The sequence below is a fragment of the Sphaerisporangium melleum genome (assembly GCF_014646695.1).
GTDB lineage: Bacteria > Actinomycetota > Actinomycetes > Streptosporangiales > Streptosporangiaceae > Sphaerisporangium > Sphaerisporangium melleum.
On sequence record NZ_BMNT01000018.1, the window covers coordinates 69466 to 87560 of the forward strand.

General features: G+C 73.9%; 15 protein-coding genes. 11 read left to right on the forward strand and 4 right to left on the reverse strand.

The window, feature by feature from the left end; genetic code table 11:
• Position 1: 1 nt before the first annotated feature.
• From IEY93_RS17290 to IEY93_RS17310, 5 genes are all read left to right on the forward strand, one after another.
• A complete protein-coding gene (locus IEY93_RS17290; RefSeq protein WP_229691224.1) occupies positions 2-1504 on the forward strand; it encodes a GlnX family signal transduction membrane protein in 1503 nt (500 codons plus the stop codon).
• Positions 1505-1517: 13 nt separating this feature from the next.
• Entirely contained in the window at positions 1518-2426 is a 909-nt protein-coding gene (locus IEY93_RS17295; protein WP_189164103.1) for a glutamate ABC transporter substrate-binding protein, read from the forward strand.
• 88 nt (positions 2427-2514) lie between these two features.
• The gene (locus IEY93_RS17300) at positions 2515-3786 is read left to right on the forward strand and encodes an amidohydrolase family protein (RefSeq protein ID WP_203968633.1); all 1272 of its coding nucleotides are present in this window, start codon (positions 2515-2517) and stop codon (positions 3784-3786) included.
• 148 nt (positions 3787-3934) lie between these two features.
• A complete protein-coding gene (locus tag IEY93_RS38240) occupies positions 3935-4417 on the forward strand; it encodes a TIGR04076 family protein (protein ID WP_203968634.1) in 483 nt (160 codons plus the stop codon).
• Positions 4418-4502: 85 nt separating this feature from the next.
• The gene (locus tag IEY93_RS17310) at positions 4503-5525 is read left to right on the forward strand and encodes an LLM class flavin-dependent oxidoreductase (protein ID WP_189164104.1); all 1023 of its coding nucleotides are present in this window, start codon (positions 4503-4505) and stop codon (positions 5523-5525) included.
• A gap of 349 nt (positions 5526-5874) precedes the next feature.
• Here the strand turns inward: IEY93_RS17310 and IEY93_RS17315 are convergent, their stop codons facing one another.
• Positions 5875-6753, reverse strand: coding sequence for a polysaccharide deacetylase family protein (locus IEY93_RS17315; RefSeq protein ID WP_189164105.1), 879 nt, complete (start codon positions 6751-6753; stop codon positions 5875-5877).
• 662 nt (positions 6754-7415) lie between these two features.
• On the opposite strand from IEY93_RS17315, the gene IEY93_RS17320 reads away from it, so the two are divergent.
• Together IEY93_RS17320 and IEY93_RS17325 are read left to right on the forward strand one after the other, a co-directional pair.
• Positions 7416-8738, forward strand: a complete 1323-nt coding sequence (locus tag IEY93_RS17320; protein WP_203968635.1) for an alpha/beta hydrolase — start codon at positions 7416-7418, stop codon at positions 8736-8738.
• Positions 8739-8977: 239 nt separating this feature from the next.
• Positions 8978-9253 (forward strand): isoamylase early set domain-containing protein, encoded by a 276-nt coding sequence (locus IEY93_RS17325; protein WP_189164106.1) that lies wholly within the window; start codon positions 8978-8980, stop codon positions 9251-9253.
• A gap of 3 nt (positions 9254-9256) precedes the next feature.
• Here the strand turns inward: IEY93_RS17325 and IEY93_RS17330 are convergent, their stop codons facing one another.
• Positions 9257-11911, reverse strand: a complete 2655-nt coding sequence (locus IEY93_RS17330; protein ID WP_229691225.1) for a terpene synthase family protein — start codon at positions 11909-11911, stop codon at positions 9257-9259.
• Between the two features lie 127 nt (positions 11912-12038).
• Positions 12039-12470 carry an Lrp/AsnC family transcriptional regulator gene (locus IEY93_RS17335; protein WP_203968647.1) on the reverse strand — a complete coding sequence of 144 codons (432 nt, stop codon included), beginning with the start codon at positions 12468-12470 and terminating at the stop codon, positions 12039-12041.
• Positions 12471-12617: 147 nt separating this feature from the next.
• Here IEY93_RS17335 and IEY93_RS17340 point away from each other — a divergent pair, with 147 nt between their 5' ends.
• Positions 12618-13502 (forward strand): tryptophan 2,3-dioxygenase, encoded by an 885-nt coding sequence (locus tag IEY93_RS17340; RefSeq protein ID WP_189164107.1) that lies wholly within the window; start codon positions 12618-12620, stop codon positions 13500-13502.
• Between the two features lie 41 nt (positions 13503-13543).
• On the opposite strand, the gene IEY93_RS17345 is transcribed toward IEY93_RS17340, so the two are convergent.
• Positions 13544-14167, reverse strand: a complete 624-nt coding sequence (locus tag IEY93_RS17345) for a helix-turn-helix domain-containing protein (RefSeq protein WP_203968636.1) — start codon at positions 14165-14167, stop codon at positions 13544-13546.
• A gap of 248 nt (positions 14168-14415) precedes the next feature.
• On the opposite strand from IEY93_RS17345, the gene IEY93_RS17350 reads away from it, so the two are divergent.
• Genes IEY93_RS17350 through IEY93_RS17360 form a run of 3 tightly spaced genes read left to right on the forward strand, consistent with a single transcriptional unit; the run spans position 14416 to position 18094 of the window.
• A complete protein-coding gene (locus IEY93_RS17350) occupies positions 14416-15021 on the forward strand; it encodes a (2Fe-2S)-binding protein (protein ID WP_229691226.1) in 606 nt (201 codons plus the stop codon).
• Positions 15018-16001 (forward strand): FAD binding domain-containing protein, encoded by a 984-nt coding sequence (locus IEY93_RS17355; RefSeq protein ID WP_189164109.1) that lies wholly within the window; start codon positions 15018-15020, stop codon positions 15999-16001. The genes IEY93_RS17350 and IEY93_RS17355 overlap by 4 nt, the downstream gene beginning before the upstream one ends.
• A complete protein-coding gene (locus IEY93_RS17360) occupies positions 15998-18094 on the forward strand; it encodes a xanthine dehydrogenase family protein molybdopterin-binding subunit (protein WP_189164110.1) in 2097 nt (698 codons plus the stop codon). Before IEY93_RS17355 ends, IEY93_RS17360 begins: the two co-directional genes overlap by 4 nt.
• The last annotated feature ends 1 nt before the right edge of the window (position 18095 follow it).

Consider the following 18095-nt stretch of genomic DNA (forward strand, 5'->3'; position numbering starts at 1 on the left):
CATGACGCTTCCCGCTCCGGCCTCCGCGCCGGCGGCCCCGCCCGCTCCGGGCTCCGCGCCCGCCGGTCCCGTCCCCGGGCAGCCCGGGGGAGCCGTCGTCCCGGCCGCGGGGCCGGGCGCCGGGCCCGTGCCGGTACGCCGCGCCCTGCGGGTGCGCACCGTCCCCGGCTGGATCCGCCTGCTGGCCGGCCTCGCCGTCGCCGCCGTGCTGCTGGTCTTCGCCGCCGTCGGCCTGGCCGTCGGCCACGCCAGGGAAGGGCTGCGGGTCATCGGCCACACCGCCGGCCCGCAGGTCGTCACCACCGCCGACCTGTACTTCGCGCTGAGCGACATGGACGCCCAGGTCGCCGCCCTGCTGCTCACCGGGCGGGAGAGCGGGCTCGGGCCCGGCCGGCAGACCATGCTCGACCGCTACGACGAACGCCGCTCCCAGGCCGACCGCGCCGTGCTGCAGGCCGCCGACCTGGCCGGCGGTGACGCCAGCGCGCAGGCGACCGTGCAGGCGGTGCTGGACGGCCTCGGCCGCTACGAGCGGCTCGCGGCCCGCGCCCTGCTGCTGGACGAGCGGTCCGGCCACCCGGCGGGCCCGCCCCCGCAGGCCGTCCTGGACGTCTACCGCCAGGCCACCGACCTGATGCGGCTCGACCTGCTGCCCAAGGCCTACAACCTGACCCTGGACAGCGGCACGATCGTCCGGCGCGCCTACCTCGCCGAGCTGTCCTCGGTCCAGCAGGGACGCCTGTGGGTGGGCGTCGCCGGCGGCCTCGCGCTCGCCGTGCTCATCACCCTGCAGGTCTTTTTGAGCCGGCGCTTCCGGCGCACGCTCAACCTGCCCGCCCTGGCCGCCACCGTCGTCGTCGCCGCGCTGACCGTCGCCGCGGCCGTCGTCCTGCAGCACGAGTCCAACGTGCTGCGCGACGCCAAGGAGGACGGCTTCAACTCCGTCCTCGCGCTGTCGCGGGCCCGCGCCATCGGCAACACCCTCCACGGGGACGAGAGCCGCTACCTACTCGACCCGCAGCGCGCCGACACCTACGAGCAGGTGTACCTGGACAAGTCGCAGGCCGTGCTCTACGTCGAGGCCGGCAACCTGGACAAGTACTACGCCGCGCTCGACCAGCGGATCTCCGGCAACAAGATCGACTTCCTGGGGCTGTTCGGGACCGAGGCCGCGGGCGGGCTGTCACTGCCCGGCCAGTTCCCGGCCTTCCGGTCCGTCCTCACCGGCTACCAGGAGTTCCAGCGCAGCGACCGGCGGTTGCGGCAGCTCGCCACCTCCGGTGCGCGCCGCGCGGCGGTGAGCGAGGCCATGGGTCCTGCCTTCGCCTCCTACGACGACGCCCTGGTCAAGCTCACCGCCCTGCACCGCAAGGCGCTGGACGCGGCGGTGCGCGACGGCGACGCCGCGCTCGGCGGGTGGAACTGGCTGCCGCCGGCCGCCGCGCTCGCCGCCATCCTGCTGGTCCTTGTCGGTGTCCGCCCTCGGCTCGCCGAGTACCGCTGAAGGGAGCGACTCGATGGTCACGCTCACACGCACGCCTCCCGGCGGGTCCGGGCACGGCCGGCTCCGCCGCTCCGCGGGCCGGGCGCCCGGCGGCCGGCCGCTGCGCCGTGCCGCCGCCGCGCTGGCCGCGGTGGCGGTGCTCGTCCCCACGGCGGTCTCCTGCGCGGTCGGCACTTCGATCCTGGACAAGGAGACCCTGGTGGTCGGGGTCAAGGCCGACCAGCCGGCGCTCGGGGTGAAGGCGAGCGACGGCCGCTACAGCGGCTTCGACGTCGACGTGGCGACCTACATCGCCGGCAGGCTCGGCAAGCCGGTGCGGTTCGTCACCGCGCCCTCGGCTCAACGGGAGAAGATGATCAAGAACGGCACGGTGGACCTGGTCGTCGCCAGCTACTCCATCACCGCCGAGCGCAAGACCAAGGTCGCCTTCGGCGGCCCGTACTACGTCGCGCACCAGGACACGCTGGTCCGCTCCGGCGAGTCGGGGGTGTCCAACGTGCGTGACCTGCGCGGGCGCAAGCTCTGCCAGGTCACCGGCTCCAACTCCTGGAAGCGGGTGAAGGAGGAGCGCAAGATCCCGGTCGACCTGGTCCCCGCGGCCTCCTACAGCGAGTGCGTCGAGGACCTGCGCTCGGGCAAGGTGGACGCCGTCTCCACCGACGACCTGATCCTCACCGGTTTCGCGACCTCCGGTACCAAGATCGTGAACGCGCCGTTCAGCGACGAGCGGTACGGCATCGGCATCCGCACCGGGGACGTCGACGGGTGCGAGGCGGTCAACAAGGCCATCACCGAGATGTACCAGGACGGGACGGCCAAGAAGCTCCTGCAGAAGTGGTTCGCCCGCTCCGGGCTCGCCCTGACGTTCACCGTGCCGCAGTTCGAGGGGTGCGCCGAGGCCGCCTCTGCCGAGGCCGAGTGAAATTTCATGAACATGGCTGATTCGAATGCGAGGAGGTCTCGGATTCTCCTGGTCGGCCCGCTATAGTTCCGTGAACACGCTGCTAAGCGTGTTCACGAACAGCGGTGCTCTTCTGGATCGAGGCCGGCCGATGCACGAGGTGGTCATCGTCAACTGCACCGTCGTGGACGGCAGGGCGGCCGAGGGCGCGGCCCCGCTCCACGACGCCGCGGTGCTGGTGCGCGGCGAGCGCGTCGCCGCCGCGGGGCCGCGCGCCGACGTGCTGCGGACGGCGCCGGACGCCCCGCGCATCGACCTCGGCGGCGCCCACCTCACGCCCGGGCTGGTCAACATGCACACCCACCTGTCGCTGTCGCTGCCCGGTGCCGGCGGCGAGGCGGTCAAGGCCATGGGACCGCACGACCTGGCCCTGTACATGGCCGGCGGTGCCCGCCGCACCCTGGAATGCGGGGTCACCACCGTGCGCTGCGTCGCCGAGAAGGACGGCGCCGACTTCGCGCTGCGCCGCGCCATCGAGGCCGGGCAGGTCGCCGGGCCCCGCCTGTACACCGCCGGGCGCGCCCTGGTGAGCACCGGCGGCCACGGGCACGAAGGCGGCGACACCCTGGAGTGCGACGGCGCCGACGGATTCCGGCGCGGCGTGCGCAGCCAGCTCAAGGCGGGCGCCGACCTCATCAAGGTCATGATCTCCGGTGGCATCGCCGGCGAGCACGAGCGCATCGACACGCCCCAGCTGTTCGGCGACGAACTCGCCGCGGTGCTGGACACCGCGCACGCCTGGGGCCGCAAGGTCACCGCGCACGCCGGCCCGGCCGCCGTCATCGCCGCGGCCGTCGAGCTCGGGCTGGACTGCGTCGAACACGGCTACGAGCTGACCCCGCAGGTCGCCGCCGCGATGGCCGGGCAGGGCACCGCCCTGGTGCCCACCCTGCTCGTCACCCGCTGCAAGGAGTTCTTCGACCAGCTCGGCGTACCCGAGTGGATGCAGTGCCGGGCCCTCGGCGCCGGCCCGCGCCACCTGGAGAGCTACGCGATGGCCCTGGCCGCCGGAGTGACCGTCATGCTGGGCAGCGACATGCCGCCCTTCTGGCCGTTCGAGGGCACCAGCGCCACCGTTCGCGAGCTGGAGCACATGTCCGAGGGCGGGCTCGGCCCCGCCGGCGCGCTGCGCGCGGCCACCCTGGACCCGGCACGCTGGCTCGGCGCGGAGGCCGACATCGGCACCGTCCAGCCGGGCCGGTACGCCGACCTGATCGCGATGGACGGCGATCCCCTGGCCGGCACCGCGGCCTTCCGCGGCATCCGCTGGGTGATGAAGGGCGGCACCGTCGTCCGCGACGACCGCGCCACCCGCCGATGACCACCCGGCCTTCCCGGCAGGCCGTCCCCGGACGTCCTCGTCCTGGCCGTCCGCCCGTCCCAGGCCCTGCCGTTGCCGGTCGTGCCGTTCCCCGGTCGTGCCGTCCCAGGCCGTGCCGTTCCCGGTCGTCGCTGACGAGAGGCGCACCATGACTGACACCCCACTCCCGCACCCCGTCCCGCGGTTCCCCCGGCACCCGGCTCCCCAGGTCACACCCAGCAGCGCACCCGATGCCGAGCCCGCGGACGCCGGGCACGAGGCCCGAACCGCACCCCCGGGCGGCATCGCCACGCCGCCGGATGGGACGGACCCCGAATCCGGTGACATGGAGCTGTACGACCTGCGGGTGGTGGTGGACCGCATCGAGGGCCGCTCGGTCTGCGGCATGCGCGTCGGCGACCACTTCGACCTGGAGCACAGCGCCCACCTGCGCCTGCCCGACGGCCGGCACTTCTGCGTCTACGCGCTGGCGGCCGTGCTGCCCTTCCTCGCCGCCAAGCAGCGCGATCTGGCGCCGGGCGACTGGCTGGCGAGGGACTCGCAGTTCGCCTGCCCCGACCCCGAGGAACGGCTGGTCATGCGCGTCGAACGCATCCGCCGCCGCCGGATGGACTCCACCGACCTGACCTGACGCGATGGCCTGGGGAAGGAGGTGACCTGCGGTGGGAGCACGAACGGGAGCCGCACCTGGAACGGACGGAAGGGAGTTCGCGGAAATGACCGTCGCCGAGATCGGGCTCGGGCTGCAGAGCGACAAGCGGCCCGGTGACTACGCCAGGCTCGCCCGGCTGGCCGAGCGGCACGGGTTCGACGTGCTCAGCGTGTTCGGCGACCTGATGTACCAGCCGCCGCTCCCCGCCCTGCTGGAGATGGCCGCCGCCACCCGGCGCGTACGGCTCGGCCCGGCGTGCCTCAACCCCTACTCCCTGGCGCCGTACGAGATCGCCGGGCAGATCGCGGCCCTGGACCTGGCCTCCGCCGGCCGCGCGTACCTGGGCCTGGCGCGCGGCACCTGGCTCGGCGCGGTCGGCCTGGACCGGCCGCGCCCGCTGACCGCGCTCGCCGAGGCGGCCGAGGTCGTCTACCGGCTGCTCGGCGGGGACGACCGCGGGTACGAGGGTGAGATGTTCCGCCTGGACCCCGGCACGCGGCTGCGCTACGCGGTCCACCGGCCGCGCCCGCCGCTGCTCCTCGGCACCTGGGGGCCCAAAGGTGCCGCGCTGGCCGGGCGTGTCGCCGACGAGATCAAGGTGGGCGGCAGCGCCAACCCCGCGATGGTCCCGGTCGTCCGCGAGCGGGTCGCCGCCGGCGCGGCCGAGGCCGGACGCGACACCGGGCAGGTCGGCATCGTCCTCGGCGCGGTCACCGTCGTCGACACCGACGGCGCCGCCGCGCGCGACCGGGCGCGCACCGAGGTCGCGATGTACCTGGCGGTGGTGGCCGAACTGGACCCCACCGCGCACGTCCCGCCCGATCTGGTGACCCGCGTGCGAGAGCTGGTGGCGCAGGGCCGGGACCGGGAGGCGGGGGCGCTGATCCCCGGAGACGTCCTGGATCTGTTCGCCTTCTCCGGTACGCCGGAGCAGGTGGCGGCACAGGCGCAGGCCCTGATCGACGCGGGTGTGCGCAGGGTGGAGTTCGGCACGCCGCACGGCCTGACCGACGACCGCGGCGTCCATCTCCTCGCCACCGCCGTGCTGCCCCTGCTCGACCGTTCCCCCGCCCGCCGCGTGCGATGAGGCTGCGGTCCACTCCGGCGAGGCGAGGTGGTCGAAGGTCGCCTTGGTGATCGAGGGGGCCGTGACGTCGAACTCGCGAACCGCCGTCCGGGCGGCTGGGTGCTTCGGCTCCGGAGACCGGGTGAACCGCCCACGCGGCGCTGGACGCCGCCCGCGGCGCGCTCGCCGCACCGGGCGAAGACCTCGGCGCCCGCGTCGCCCAAGGCGAGCCACCGTGCCGGCGGGCCGACCACCGGCGCGGCTCGCATGGTGAGGATCGATGGTCTCCGGCACCGGGAAGGCAGCGGACTTCATCCAGGCACGTGTCGTGAGGAGGAGTGTGTGTTCGGATGAGGGCGGCCCGGAAGGGCTACCGGCGCCAGGCGCGCTGGAGGCTCCGGTAGTCGATCACCTGCACGCCCTCCTGCCGCAGGAGCTCTCCCGCCTGCGGCGAGGTCAGGAACTCGTAGTCGGTCCGGCGTACCTGCCATCCGCCGTCGACCGCCGCCGCCTCGGCACCGCCGGTGCTCGGATGCACCGCCCACTCGGTGAGACCGGGCCGCAGGTCGCGGAGCAGCCGCGCGTACCGGTCGTTCTTGCCGTCGATGTCCAGGGCGAAGCTGTCCAGGAAGTCGTTGTCGACGACCGGCAGGCCGCTTTCCCGCATCTTCCGGCGCGCGGGGCCGAGCCACACCCGGACGGCCAGGCCGTACTCCGCGGCCAGTGCCACGGTCAGGTCGAGGACGTCGTCGCGCCCGCCGTCGGCCAGGCAGTGGAAGTCCAGGTGGGTGGGCGCGAGCCCCGCGGCATCGACGGCGTCGATCTGCGCGCGGAACTCCCGCTCGACCTCCTCCAGGCGGGCGCGGGCCAGCAGTTCCGCGCGTCCCTCGGGTGTGGGGGCGAACAGCTCGCCCGCCGGGTCGAGCAGCGAGGGGACCTTCTCCTTCGCCGCCATCGGTCCCCACAGGTGCCGGGGGGCCTCGCACACGAGCGTGAGGTGGACCCCGAACGAGATCTCCGGCCGGCGGCGCAGCCACTCCATGGCCTGCGGGGCGGCCGGACAGGGCACCATCAGGCTGCACGAGCGGGCGATCCCGTTCTCGATCGAGGCGATCACCGCCGCGTTGATCGCCTCGGTCATTCCGAAATCGTCGCAGTTGACGATGAGTACGCGGGCTTCGGGCGGGAATCCCAGTAACTCGCTCGACCTGATCGGCGCGCCGCCGTTCTCGGACGCACTTTCTGTCATGAGCTCCAAACCTAGTGTGCCGCGCCAGAAGTTCGTCATCTGAGTCGATGGGCCCCAGTGACGCGGTAGGCGAGCGGTCCTCATGCATCCCGCCTGGTGGGAACCGGCATGACTTACCCGGCGGATTTCCGGCTCGGGACACTGGTGCGGTGACCGCGTACGTTCACCGGGCGCGGCTCCCCACTCCGGCCATGTGCGGGATGTGATCGGCGCCGAGCCGGCGGGTCGTGGTACGGCGCTGCCGGCACCGGCCACGGCGTCCGAGCCGGTCGACGTTCCTAGACGGCGCACTAGGCGACCACCGGGTCCACCAGGCCGGGCGATCGCCTGCCTGATGTCTCGTCGCGCCAGACCGGGCGTGTCGCCCCGGCGGAGGGAGACGAGAAGCCGGCCGCACTCAGGGGGCGGAGCGTCACGGCGGTAGCGTCGTCCATCGGCGCGCAACGGTCATCACCGTCGGCCGGGCGCGGATCGCGACCGGCCGCCGCCGTCGCCTCATGCCGGACCAGTGGCGCAGGGGTGTACGCGGCGCGTCCGAGCGGCCCGGCCCGCTCCGGGAGGGCGGTGCCCGCGTCGGTAGGGTGAGGCGGTCCGCGGTGCCCGCCCGGCGTGGCCGCGGTTCCACCTTCGCCGGGAGACGCCTGGGGGGCAGGAAAGTGCACGTGCTCGTTCTGGTCGGCCCGCGTGTCGCCGCGGACGTCCGGCTGCTGGAGGAGATGGCGGCCGGTGAGCTGGCCGCACTCGGCGTCGGGGGCCGCTTCAGGGTCGCGGCCGACGCCGCCGCCTTCCGCCACGAGCTGGACGCCGCGGACGGTGACGCCGCGATCGTCGCACTGCCCGGCCCCGACCCGGACCTGCGACGGCTCATCGCCACGCCCCCCGCGTGCGCGCCCCGCGTCGTCTGGCTGGACATCACCCGTGTCGGCCCGGTCAAGGCCGCGGGCGGCGCGGCGCACGTGCAGGGCCGCGGGGTCTGGGGGCTCGCGTGGGCCGTCCGGCACGCGGTACACCGGCTGCGCACGCCCGCACGCCGCATCCCCTATGGCGAGCACGCCGACCAGTGGGCGGAACTGCGGCTGCCGTCTACGGTCGCCGACGGGACACCCCCGTCCTCCGTCGAGCCGCGGTCGCGGTCGTCGGCCGCCGACCCGACGCCCCCGCCTTCCCTCGAGCCGCGGTCGTCGGCGGCGGCCGATCAGGCGCCCCCGCCCGTCGCCGTGCTGCTGCACGGCGGCTACTGGCGGTCGATCTGGGGTGCCGACCTGATGGACGCCATCGCCATCGACCTGGCCCGGCGCGGGTACGCCGCCTGGAACCTCGAGTACCGCCGGCCCGACCTGCACGGATGGGACGCGACCACCCACGATGTCGCGGCCGGCTTGGCGGCGCTGCGCGAGGCGGCGGCCGGTGTCCCGCTGGATCTGACCCGGATCGCCGTGCTGGGCCACTCGGCGGGGGGCCAGCTCGCCCTGCGCCTCGCCGCCGACACCGCCCGGCAGGCCGCCGACACCGCCCGGCAGGCCACCGGGACCGGCCCCGCGAGCCGGCCCCAGGCCGGCCTCGCCCAGGCCGCGGCCGGCGCTCCGGCAACGCCGGACGGCCCGTCGAAGACGCCGGGCGGCGGTCCCGTCGTGACCGTGGCGGTGTCGCTCGCGGGAGTGCTCGACCTCACCGAGGCGGACCGGCGGCACATGAGCACGGGCGCCGTCGCCGCGGCGCTCGGCGGCACCGCCGACGATCTGCCCGAGGCGTACGCCGCGTCCAGCCCGATGGAACGGCTGCCGCTCGGCGTGCCGCAGCTCGTCGTCCAGGGCGGCGGGGACGACCCCGACCTGGTGGACATGGCCCGCAGGTACGCGGCCGCGGCCGGGGAGGAGGCCTCCCTCATCGAGGGCCCGGGGGACCACTTCGCCGTGATCGACCCGGCCTCTCCTCTCTGGACGGCCACCATGACCGAGCTCGCCCGCCGCCTCGGCCGGCCCTGAGCCACAGCGGCACACCGCCTCGGCATCCACAGCCAGCCCGCACGCGTGGTGGCGGCGCGGCAAGGCCACCGCCTCCATCGCAGGTGGTGGATCGGCCGTGTCGGCTCCCGGGTGGCGTGCGGTCTTCCGGTGGGAGCAGGGGGATTTGGGGTGAACACTGTGTTACGCCTGGCGTGTCCGTATGTCCGCCGCGCGCGGGTGCGACAAGCTGGAGGCGTCACTACCCGGAGGACCCCCCAATGCTCAAGCGCACCCGGCTGTTCGGCCGCAAGACCCGTGTCACCTTCTGCCTGCCGGTGGACCAGCCCACCGGCGTCGTCAGCGTCGTCGGCGACTTCAACGAGTGGGCTCCTGGCCGCCACGAGCTACGCCGGCGCCGCAACGGCACGCGCACCATCTCGGTGATCCTCCCGGCGGGCGTGCACCGCTTCCGGTACCTCGCCACCGAGGGAGTGTGGTTCGACGACGAGACCGCCGACCACATCGACCACGAGGGCAGCCTCATCCACCTCTGATCGTCAGGCGGGCGCCGGGCGTGCGGCCGACGTGCCGAGCCCGGTCGGCGGAGGCGCCGTCCAGCTGCCCGGTGCACGGCTCCCCGCCGCGCCGATGACAGCGGGTTCCCGATCATCGGCCGGTGCGTCGTGCGCGGGCGGCGCGTGGTCACCAGCCGGGCCCAGGTGGTGCGCGACCGGTGGCGCGTGCGGTGCCGGCGTGGGCCTCGGTCCCGCCGTGGGTACGGTGGGCATGCCCCGGGCGGTGCTCGCCGGAGCCGGGACGGCCGCCGGGGTCGACGGCACCGGATGCGTGCGGGCCGGCAGCGCGGGGACGGCCGGGACCGGGAGCTTCGGCAGCGGTGGCATTGGGGCGACCGGAACCGAGGGCTCTGACAGCGGAGGGCCGGGGATCGCGGGCGCCGGGGACACCGTGACCGGGGCCAGGCGGGCGGTGGAGGACGACGCGAGGACGGGGGAGCGGCCCGCGGCGGCGGATGAGGGGCCGGCGTGGTGACCGCGCAGCCAGGCCTCGGTGTAGCGGGGGCAGCGGCGGTGCCACTCCAGGATGCCGGCCATCCAGTCCTTCAGAGAGTCGGCGTGGCCGGTGAGCAGCGCGCGGGCCGGCTCGTCGAGCCCGAGGTCGTCCATCAGCGCGGGAAGGTCCTCGGTGACGATCTGCTCGAACTGCCGCATGCGCGCCGTCATCAGCTCGGCCACCACGTCACGGGCCCGCAGGCGGTCCACCTCGAGGAACCGCTCGACGACCAGTACCATGTTGTGCACCTCGCCCTCGAACTCGATCTCCTTCTGGTAGGAGAACAGGTCGTTGGTGAAGCAGGCGTAGTCCTGGGCGGCGGTCTCCAGCTCGCGCAGCACCCGGGTCTGGTAGATCTCGGCGGGGATGGCTCCGGCGTGCGCCAGACGCGCCAGGCTCATCGTCATGTCGGAGCCGAACGTCTTGCGGCGCATCTCGACGTAGTCCACCGGGTCGGGGACGCGGTGCTGGATCTGGCCGGCCAGCTCCCACAGCCAGCTGGAGGTCATGTCGTCGACGGACGCGCGGAAGAACCGCCGCGCCTGCGGGTCCATCCCGGTGGCGGTGCGTCGCCACAGGTCGGCCAGGCCGCGTTCGAGGGCGTGCAGTGGCTCAGGGGTGGCGCCGAGGTCCAGCGGCATGAACAGCCGCAGGCGCCGCTGGCACAGCCGGGCCGCGGCCAGGTCGCGGGTGGTGCCGAAGTACACCGGGAACAGGTCGTCGCCGTAGGTGCCCCAGGTCAGCCAGTCGGTGCTCAGCGCGAGCCGCTCGGGCGTGGCGTCGGCGTGGATCATCGACGCGCAGTGGGCGAGGTCGATGCCGATGAAGCGCTCCTCGTCCCACACGGCTCCGAGGGAGGTGCCGGGCAGCGGGTCGAACATGCCCATCCGGCCCGCCCAGGTGACCGCGTGCCGCCGCGCGGCGGCCAGATGCGGGCTCATGCGGATCGGATAGGGCATGTACAGCTCGGGCAGCGGCAGATGGCCGACCGGCGCGAACAGGACGGCGGAGTGCTGCCGGGAGCGCGACCGGACGCCGAGCCGCACCGTCGCCGCGAACGCCCTGGCGGCCGAGGTGCCGAGACCGGACGGCCCCGGCGGCGGACCGCCGGCGTCCCAGCCGAGCGTGGGCGCGGAGGCGGCGCCTTCGTTCATGTAGCGGCTGGAGCGCGCGTGCCACTCGTGCCCGCCGGACTGCCAGTCCTGCAGGCCCTTGACGTAGGCGGTGACGGCGGCCTGCTCGTGTGCGGGCGCCGCCCGCTCGGCGAGCAGGGCGGGCACCTCGGTGAGCGCGGTGGTCTCGAACTGCTGCAGCCGGGAGGTCAGCAGGTCGTTGACCAGCTCGGCGGCCTCCTGGGTGGAGCAGCGGAAGAAGCGCTCCAGGACCAGCACGGCGTTGGAGTTCTCCCCCTCCTCGCGCACCTCGCGCTGGTAGGAGAACAGGTCGTTGCGCAGGTGGACGGCGTCGGCGAAGGTGTCGGACAGGACCTGCATCGGCCGGGTGCCCGCGAGGTGGGCGGGGATCTCGGCGCGCGCGGCGTACTCCACCAGGTCGGCCGACCACGGCGCGCCGCCGACCCTGCGGCGCATCTGGATGTACTCGATGGGGTTGGCGACCCGGCCGCGCTCGATGTTGTCCAGCTCCCACATGGACTCGACCATCAGGTTGTGGGTGCTGGTGGTGAAGCGCCGCCGCCAGGCGGGGGACATCGCCGGCACGGTGCGCGCCCAGAGGTCCTTCAGACCGGCCTCGGCGGGGTTGGCGGGCTCGGGCGGGGTGTCGCCCTCGGCGGTCATGAACAGCTCGAGGCGGTCGAGGTGCGCCTTGGCGCCGGCCAGGTCGCGCGAGTGCTTGAACAACTCCAGGAAGTGGTCGTCGAAGAAGAACACCCAGACGTACCAGTCGGTGATCAGGTCGAGGGTCGCGCCGTCGCAGTCGGGGTGGGTGTAGGCGCACATCAGCGCGTAGTCCATGCGGGCGAGCGCCGCCTCGTCCCAGACCAGGCCGCCCCCCGGCCGGGGGGTGTCCAGCATGCCCATGTCGCGCGCCCATGCCGTGCTGTGCAGGCGGGCCCGTTCGACGTGGGGGTTGAGCCGGGCGGGGTAAGGCATGTAGAAGTCGGGCAGCGTGAAAGCCTGCATGAGCCTGCCTAAGTCTCGTGGGCCGACCGTGACCGTGTGCTTACCGTGACCATACCATCGCCGAACGTGAGAACGGCGCTCGTGCCGCGGTCCGCTCATGCCGGGGCCGCGGGCGGCCGGCGGGCCGTCACTCGTCGGCGGGGGCCAGGGCGCGCCAGGGCAGCGGGCTGGAGAGCATCATCATGCTGGAGGGCTGCCCATAGGGGGCCAGGCGGTCGATGAGCTCCTCGAAGGCCGTCATCGAGGTGGCGGCGACGCGCAGCAGGCAGCAGGTGTCGCCGGTGACGCGATGCACCTCCACGATCTCCGGCCAGGCGAGTGCCTGCCGGTCGCGCAGTACGCAGCGCACGCCGTAGCAGGACATGCGGATCAGCGCGCTGACCTTGCGGCCGGCGCGGGAGGGGTCGACCCGGGCGTGGTAGCCGGTGATCACGCCGGACTCCTCCAGCCGCCGCACCCGTTCGGCGACCGCGGGGGCCGACAGGTGCACCCGGCGGGACAGTTCGCTGTAGGACAGTCGTGCGTCCGCCTGCAGTTCGGCGAGCAGGGCCCAGTCCATCGCGTCCACGGTCACGCTCCGTCATCCGTAAACCGGAAACCGCTTCGTACTTTCCGTTCCGAAAGTGAAGGGGCCAAAGCGGCGTCGGCCCGTCATTTCACTAAAATTCTATCTAAGTGAACATGGAGGTGAACTAAGGAGCTGAGCATGACGAGCAGACGGCGGGTCGCAGGCGCGCGGGCACGCGCCCTCGACGGGCGCCGGCGCGCAACCCTCCCGGTGGCCGACCACGCGTCGCCCAACCTGGAGTTCGCGAACGGCACCCCCTATGACGAGTACGTCGCCGCGCAGGCCCTGCACGGGCTCCAGCGGCCGGTCACCGACGTGCCGGAGGAGCGGGCCTTCCTGGTCACCACCCAGGTGATGGAGCTGTACTTCGGATTGATCCGCTCGGAGTGGCGCCTCGCGCAACGGCTGCTGGACGCCGGCGAGGTGGTGCAGGCCACCGCGGTGCTGACCCGCAGCGTGCGCTACTTCGAGGCGCTCAACGCCTCGTGGGCGGCCCTGAGCTGGCTGACCCCCGCCCAGTTCAACTCCTTCCGCGAGGCGCTGGGAGAGGCCTCGGGCTTCCAGTCGGCCATGTACCGGCACCTGGAGTTCCTGCTGGGCAACAAGTCCGAGCCGCTCACCCGGCCGCACAAGCGCAGCCCCGCCGTCTACCGCGAACTGCTGGACGCCCTGCGCCGGCCGAGTCTGTACGACAGTGTGCTCGCCCTGCTGGCCAGGCGGGGGTTCGAGCTGCCGCCCCCGGGGGATCCGGCGGCCGAGTACGCGCCGAACCCGCTGGTGGAGGACGCCTGGGTGCGGGTGTACGCCGAGGGCGGTCCCGGCGAGGAGCTGTGGCAGCTGGCCGAGGCGCTCACCGACCTGTCGGAGCGGTTCTCGGACTGGCGGTACCGGCACCTGATGGCCGTGCGCCGCTCGATGGGCGCCAAACCGGGCACCGGCGGGTCCAGCGGGCTGAGCTGGCTGGAGCGCAGCCTGCGCCGGGAGGTCTTCCCCGAGCTCTGGTCGGCCCGCACCCGGATGTGACCCCCGGGACCTTCACCGCAGAGCGCGCGCTCGGCGTGGCGTCAGAACAACCTCGGCGTGACCACCGAGACCACGGTGGTCACGCCGTCGGTGTCGTTGTACATCGCGTGTGGCACCGTCGAGCGCAGGTGGACGCTGTCGCCGGGGTACAGCCGGTGTTCCACGCCGTCCACCTCGTACAGCAGCTCACCCGACAGCACGAAGGCGAACTCCTCCCCGGCGTGGCCGTAGGCGTCCTCGCGGCGCCCGCCCGGCGCGATGTGCACCAGCAACGGCTCCAGCACGAGGCTTGGCCCGCGGGCCGACAGCATGCGATAGGTCTGCTGCCCCGAGACGTACTCGGTGGCGGCCGTCGCGGCGCGGGTCAGCGTGAAGTGCGAAGGCAACCGGGCGACGCCGGCGCGGCCGTCGGACTCCTCGCCTTCGAAGAAGTCGGCCACGCTGCGCTCGAGCGCCGCGGCCACGCCGTTCAGCGCGGTGAGGCCGATCGAGGAGATGCCCCGCTCGACCTGCGACAGGAAGCCGATCGACAGCCCCGACCGGGTGGACAGCCCGCGCAGGGTCATGCCCCGCTCCTTGCGGAAGCGGCGGATGCGCGCCCCGACGGCGTCCTGCCGCCCACGGTCGTCGTGGTCGCCGCGACCCGGACGCTCCGACGTGCCCACCGGACCTCCTCGATCGGGCGGCGCGGGGGCGCACGCCGGGTAAAGGACGGATAAAGACCAACCCTATTCCACCGCAGGCCCGGCGCACCTGCCAATGCGCCGCGACCCGGCGCGCCACCTGCCGTCCACGGCGTCCCTCGCGTCGCCGCGCCGCCGTCGGGGCCCGCCTCGGGCCGGGTGGCGGAGGGCGGGCAAAGATGAGGGAATCGTGGGATAGCCGGGAACGAATCGCGGGTAGGGCAGGCCGGGTGACAGGCCAGGCCAACACTTCCGGCGACGCCGCCGCCCCGCCCCCGGTCGGCGCCGACCTGCGGATATCGGTGAACGGTGCGTGGCACGCGCTCACCGTCGACACCAGGGAGTCGCTGCTGGACACCCTGCGGGACCGCCTCGGGCTGACCGGCGCCAAAAAGGGGTGCGACCACGGGCAGTGCGGCGCCTGCACCGTGCTCATCGACGGCAGACGGGTGCTGTCGTGCCTGACGCTCACCGTGTCCCTGGACGACGAGAGCGTCACCACGGTGGAGGGCCTGGGCCTGCCGGGCGCGCCGCACCCGCTGCAACGGGCCTTCGTCGAGCACGACGCCCTCCAGTGCGGCTTCTGCACTCCGGGGCAGATCTGCTCGGCCGTCGGTGTGCTGGCCGAGGCGGCGGAGGGCCGGCCGAGCCTGGTCACCCACCGCGACCGCGCGCACCCGGGCGGGTCCGCGGAGCCGGTGATCACCGGTGCGCTGCCGCTGGACGAGGAGGAGATCCGCGAACGTATGAGCGGCAATCTGTGCCGGTGCGGCGCCTATCCCGGCATCCTCGCCGCCATCGCCGAGGCGGCGCGCGCGGGAGAGGGGGCGCGGTGAGACCCTTCGCCTACCACCGCCCCGAGACCGTCGCCGCCGCCGTGGCGCAGGCCGGCGGAGCCGACGTCATGTACCTGGCCGGCGGCACCAACCTGGTCGACCTCATGCGGCTCGGTGTCCTCACCCCGGCGACGCTCGTCGACGTCACCCGCGTCACCTCCGCGACGATCGAGCAGACCCCTGGCGGCGGCCTGCTCGTCGGCGCGGGCGTGCGCAACTCCGACCTGACCGCCCACCCGCTGGTGCGCTCGCGCTATCCCCTGCTGGCCGAGGCCCTGCTGGCCGGCGCGTCCGGCCAGTTGCGCAACATGGCGACCGTCGGCGGCAACCTGCTCCAGCGCACCCGCTGCTCCTACTTCCAGGACGTCACCAAGCCGTGCAACAAACGCGACCCCGGCTCGGGCTGCCCGGCGCGCACCGGCGACCACCGCAACCTCGCGATCATCGAGCACTCCGAGCACTGTGTGGCCACCCACCCCTCCGACATGGCCGTCGCCCTGGTGGCGCTCGGCGCGCTGGTCCACGTCGAGGGGGCCGCCGGCGCCCGTCAGGTGCCGATGCCAGGACTGCACCGGCTGCCCGGCGACGACCCCTCCCGCGACACGGTCCTGGTCCCCGGCGAGCTGATCACCGCGGTCGAGCTGCCCGCGCTGCCGCTCGCCGCCCGATCGCTGTACCGCAAGGCACGTGACCGGGCGTCGTTCTCCTTCGCCGCCGTGTCCGTCGCCGCGGCGCTGCAGGTGGAGCAGGGGGTGGTCCGCGACTGCCGCATCGCGCTCGGCTCGGTCGCGCACGTCCCCTGGCGGGCCGGGCGGGCCGAGGACGCGCTGCGCGGCGCGCCCGCCACCGAACAGGAGTTCGCCAGGGCGGCGGACATCGAGCTGGAACAGGCCCGGCCGCTGCCGCTCAACGGCTACAAGGTGCCGCTCGCCCGCAATCTGATCGTCCGCGCGCTGGCCGACCTGGCGGCGGTCCGATGACCGCCCCCGTGACCGCGGGCCGCCGGTACGCCGGGGCGGCGCTCGACCGCGTGGAGGGCCTGGACAAGGTCACCGGGCGCGCCGCCTACGCCGCCGACCACCGCCCTGCCGATCTGGTGCACGCCGTCGCGGTCCCGGCGACGATCGCCCGCGGCGAGGTCGTCCAGGTCGACGTGGACGCCATGCTCAAACGCCCCGGCGTGGTCGCCGCGATCTGGCACGGCAACGCGCCCCGGCTCGCCACCTCCGACGAGGAGCTCGCCGTCCTGCAGTCACGGCGGGTCGCCTACCGGGGCCAGTACGTCGCCGTCGTGGTGGCCGAGACGCCGGAGGACGCCCGCGAGGCCGCCCGGACGCTCCGCATCGAGTACGTGGCCGAGGAGCACGACGTCATCCTCCGCGCCGACCATCCCAGGGCGTACCGGCCCGAGAACGTCAACGCCGGCCATCCGTCCGACACCGGCCAGGGCGACCCCGACGCCGCCCTGGCCGCGGCCCCGGTCGTGGTGGACGAGGAGTACGGCACCCCGGCCGAGCACAACAACCCCATGGAGCCGCACGCGACCATCGCCGACTGGCACGGCGACGGGCTGATCGTCCACGAGCCCTCACAGAACGTCAGCGGCCTGCGCGCGACGCTCGCCTCGCTGTTCGGCATGCCGCCCGGTCACGTGCACGTCGTGTCGCCGCACGTCGGCGGCGGGTTCGGCTCCAAGGCCAAGACCCTGCCGCACACGATCCTGGCCGCTCTGACCGCCAAGCAGGTGGGCCGTCCGGTCAAGCTCGCCCTCACCCGGCGGCAGCTCTTCGTGGCCACCGGCTACCGCACGCCCACCGTCCAGCGCGTCAGGCTCGGCGCCGAGCCCGACGGCCGGCTGATCGCCATCACCCACGACGCCGTGATGCAGAGCTCCACCTTGAGCGAGTTCACCGAGCAGACCGCCGTCCCGTCCCGGGTCATGTACGCCGCGCCGCACCGCCGCACCACCCACCGGGTGGTGCGGCTGGACGTCCCCACGCCGTCCTGGATGCGCGCTCCCGGCGAGTGCCCGGGCATGTTCGCGCTGGAGTCGGCGATGGACGAGCTGGCGATCGCCTGCGGCGTGGACCCGGTGGAGCTGCGCGTGCGCAACGAGCCGGCCGCCGGCCCCGAGAGCGGGCTGCCGTTCAGTTCCCGCAACCTGGTGGCCTGCCTGCGGGAGGGGGCGCGGCGCTTCGGCTGGGCCGGCCGCGACCCGCGGCCCGGGGTGCGGCGCCGGGGGCGGACGCTGATCGGCACGGGCGTCGCGGCCTCGACCTTCCCCGCCTTGCGCGCCCCCTCCTCGGCGACCGTCCGCGCCGAGCCCGGCGGGCGGTACACCGTGCGCATCGCCGCGGCCGACATCGGCACCGGCGCGCGCACCGTCCTGACCCAGATCGCGGCCGACGCGCTGGGCACCGCACCCGCCGCGGTCACCGTCGAACTCGGCGACAGCGCGCTGCCCCCGGCGCCGGTCGCGGGCGGGTCGATGGGCACCGCCTCGTGGGGCACCGCCGTGGTCCGGGCGTGCGAGGAGCTCGCCGCCCGGCTGGAGGCCGCCGGCGGCACCGTGCCGGACGGCGGGCTGGAGGTCACCGCCGACACCGGGCGGGAGGTGCGCGCCCAGGAGCGCTACTCCCGGCACGCCTTCGGCGCGCAGTTCGCCGAGGTCGGCGTGGACGCCGACACCGGCGAGACCCGCGTGCTGCGCCTGCTCGGCGTGTTCGCCGCGGGCCGCGTCCTCAACCCCAAGACCGCACGCTCGCAGTTCATCGGCGGCATGACGATGGGCCTGTCGATGGCGCTGCTGGAGGAGAGCATCATGGACGGCCGGTTCGGCGACTTCCTCAACTGCGACCTGGCCCAGTACCACATCGCGGCGCACGCGGACGTGCGCGACGTCCAGGCGTACTGGCTGGAGGAGGAGGACCCGCACCTCAACCCGATGGGCTCCAAGGGCATCGGGGAGATCGGCATCGTCGGCACCGCGGCGGCGATCGCCAACGCCGTCCACCACGCCACCGGGGTGCGCATCAGGGAACTGCCGATCCGGCTGGACAAGCTCGTGCGCTGAC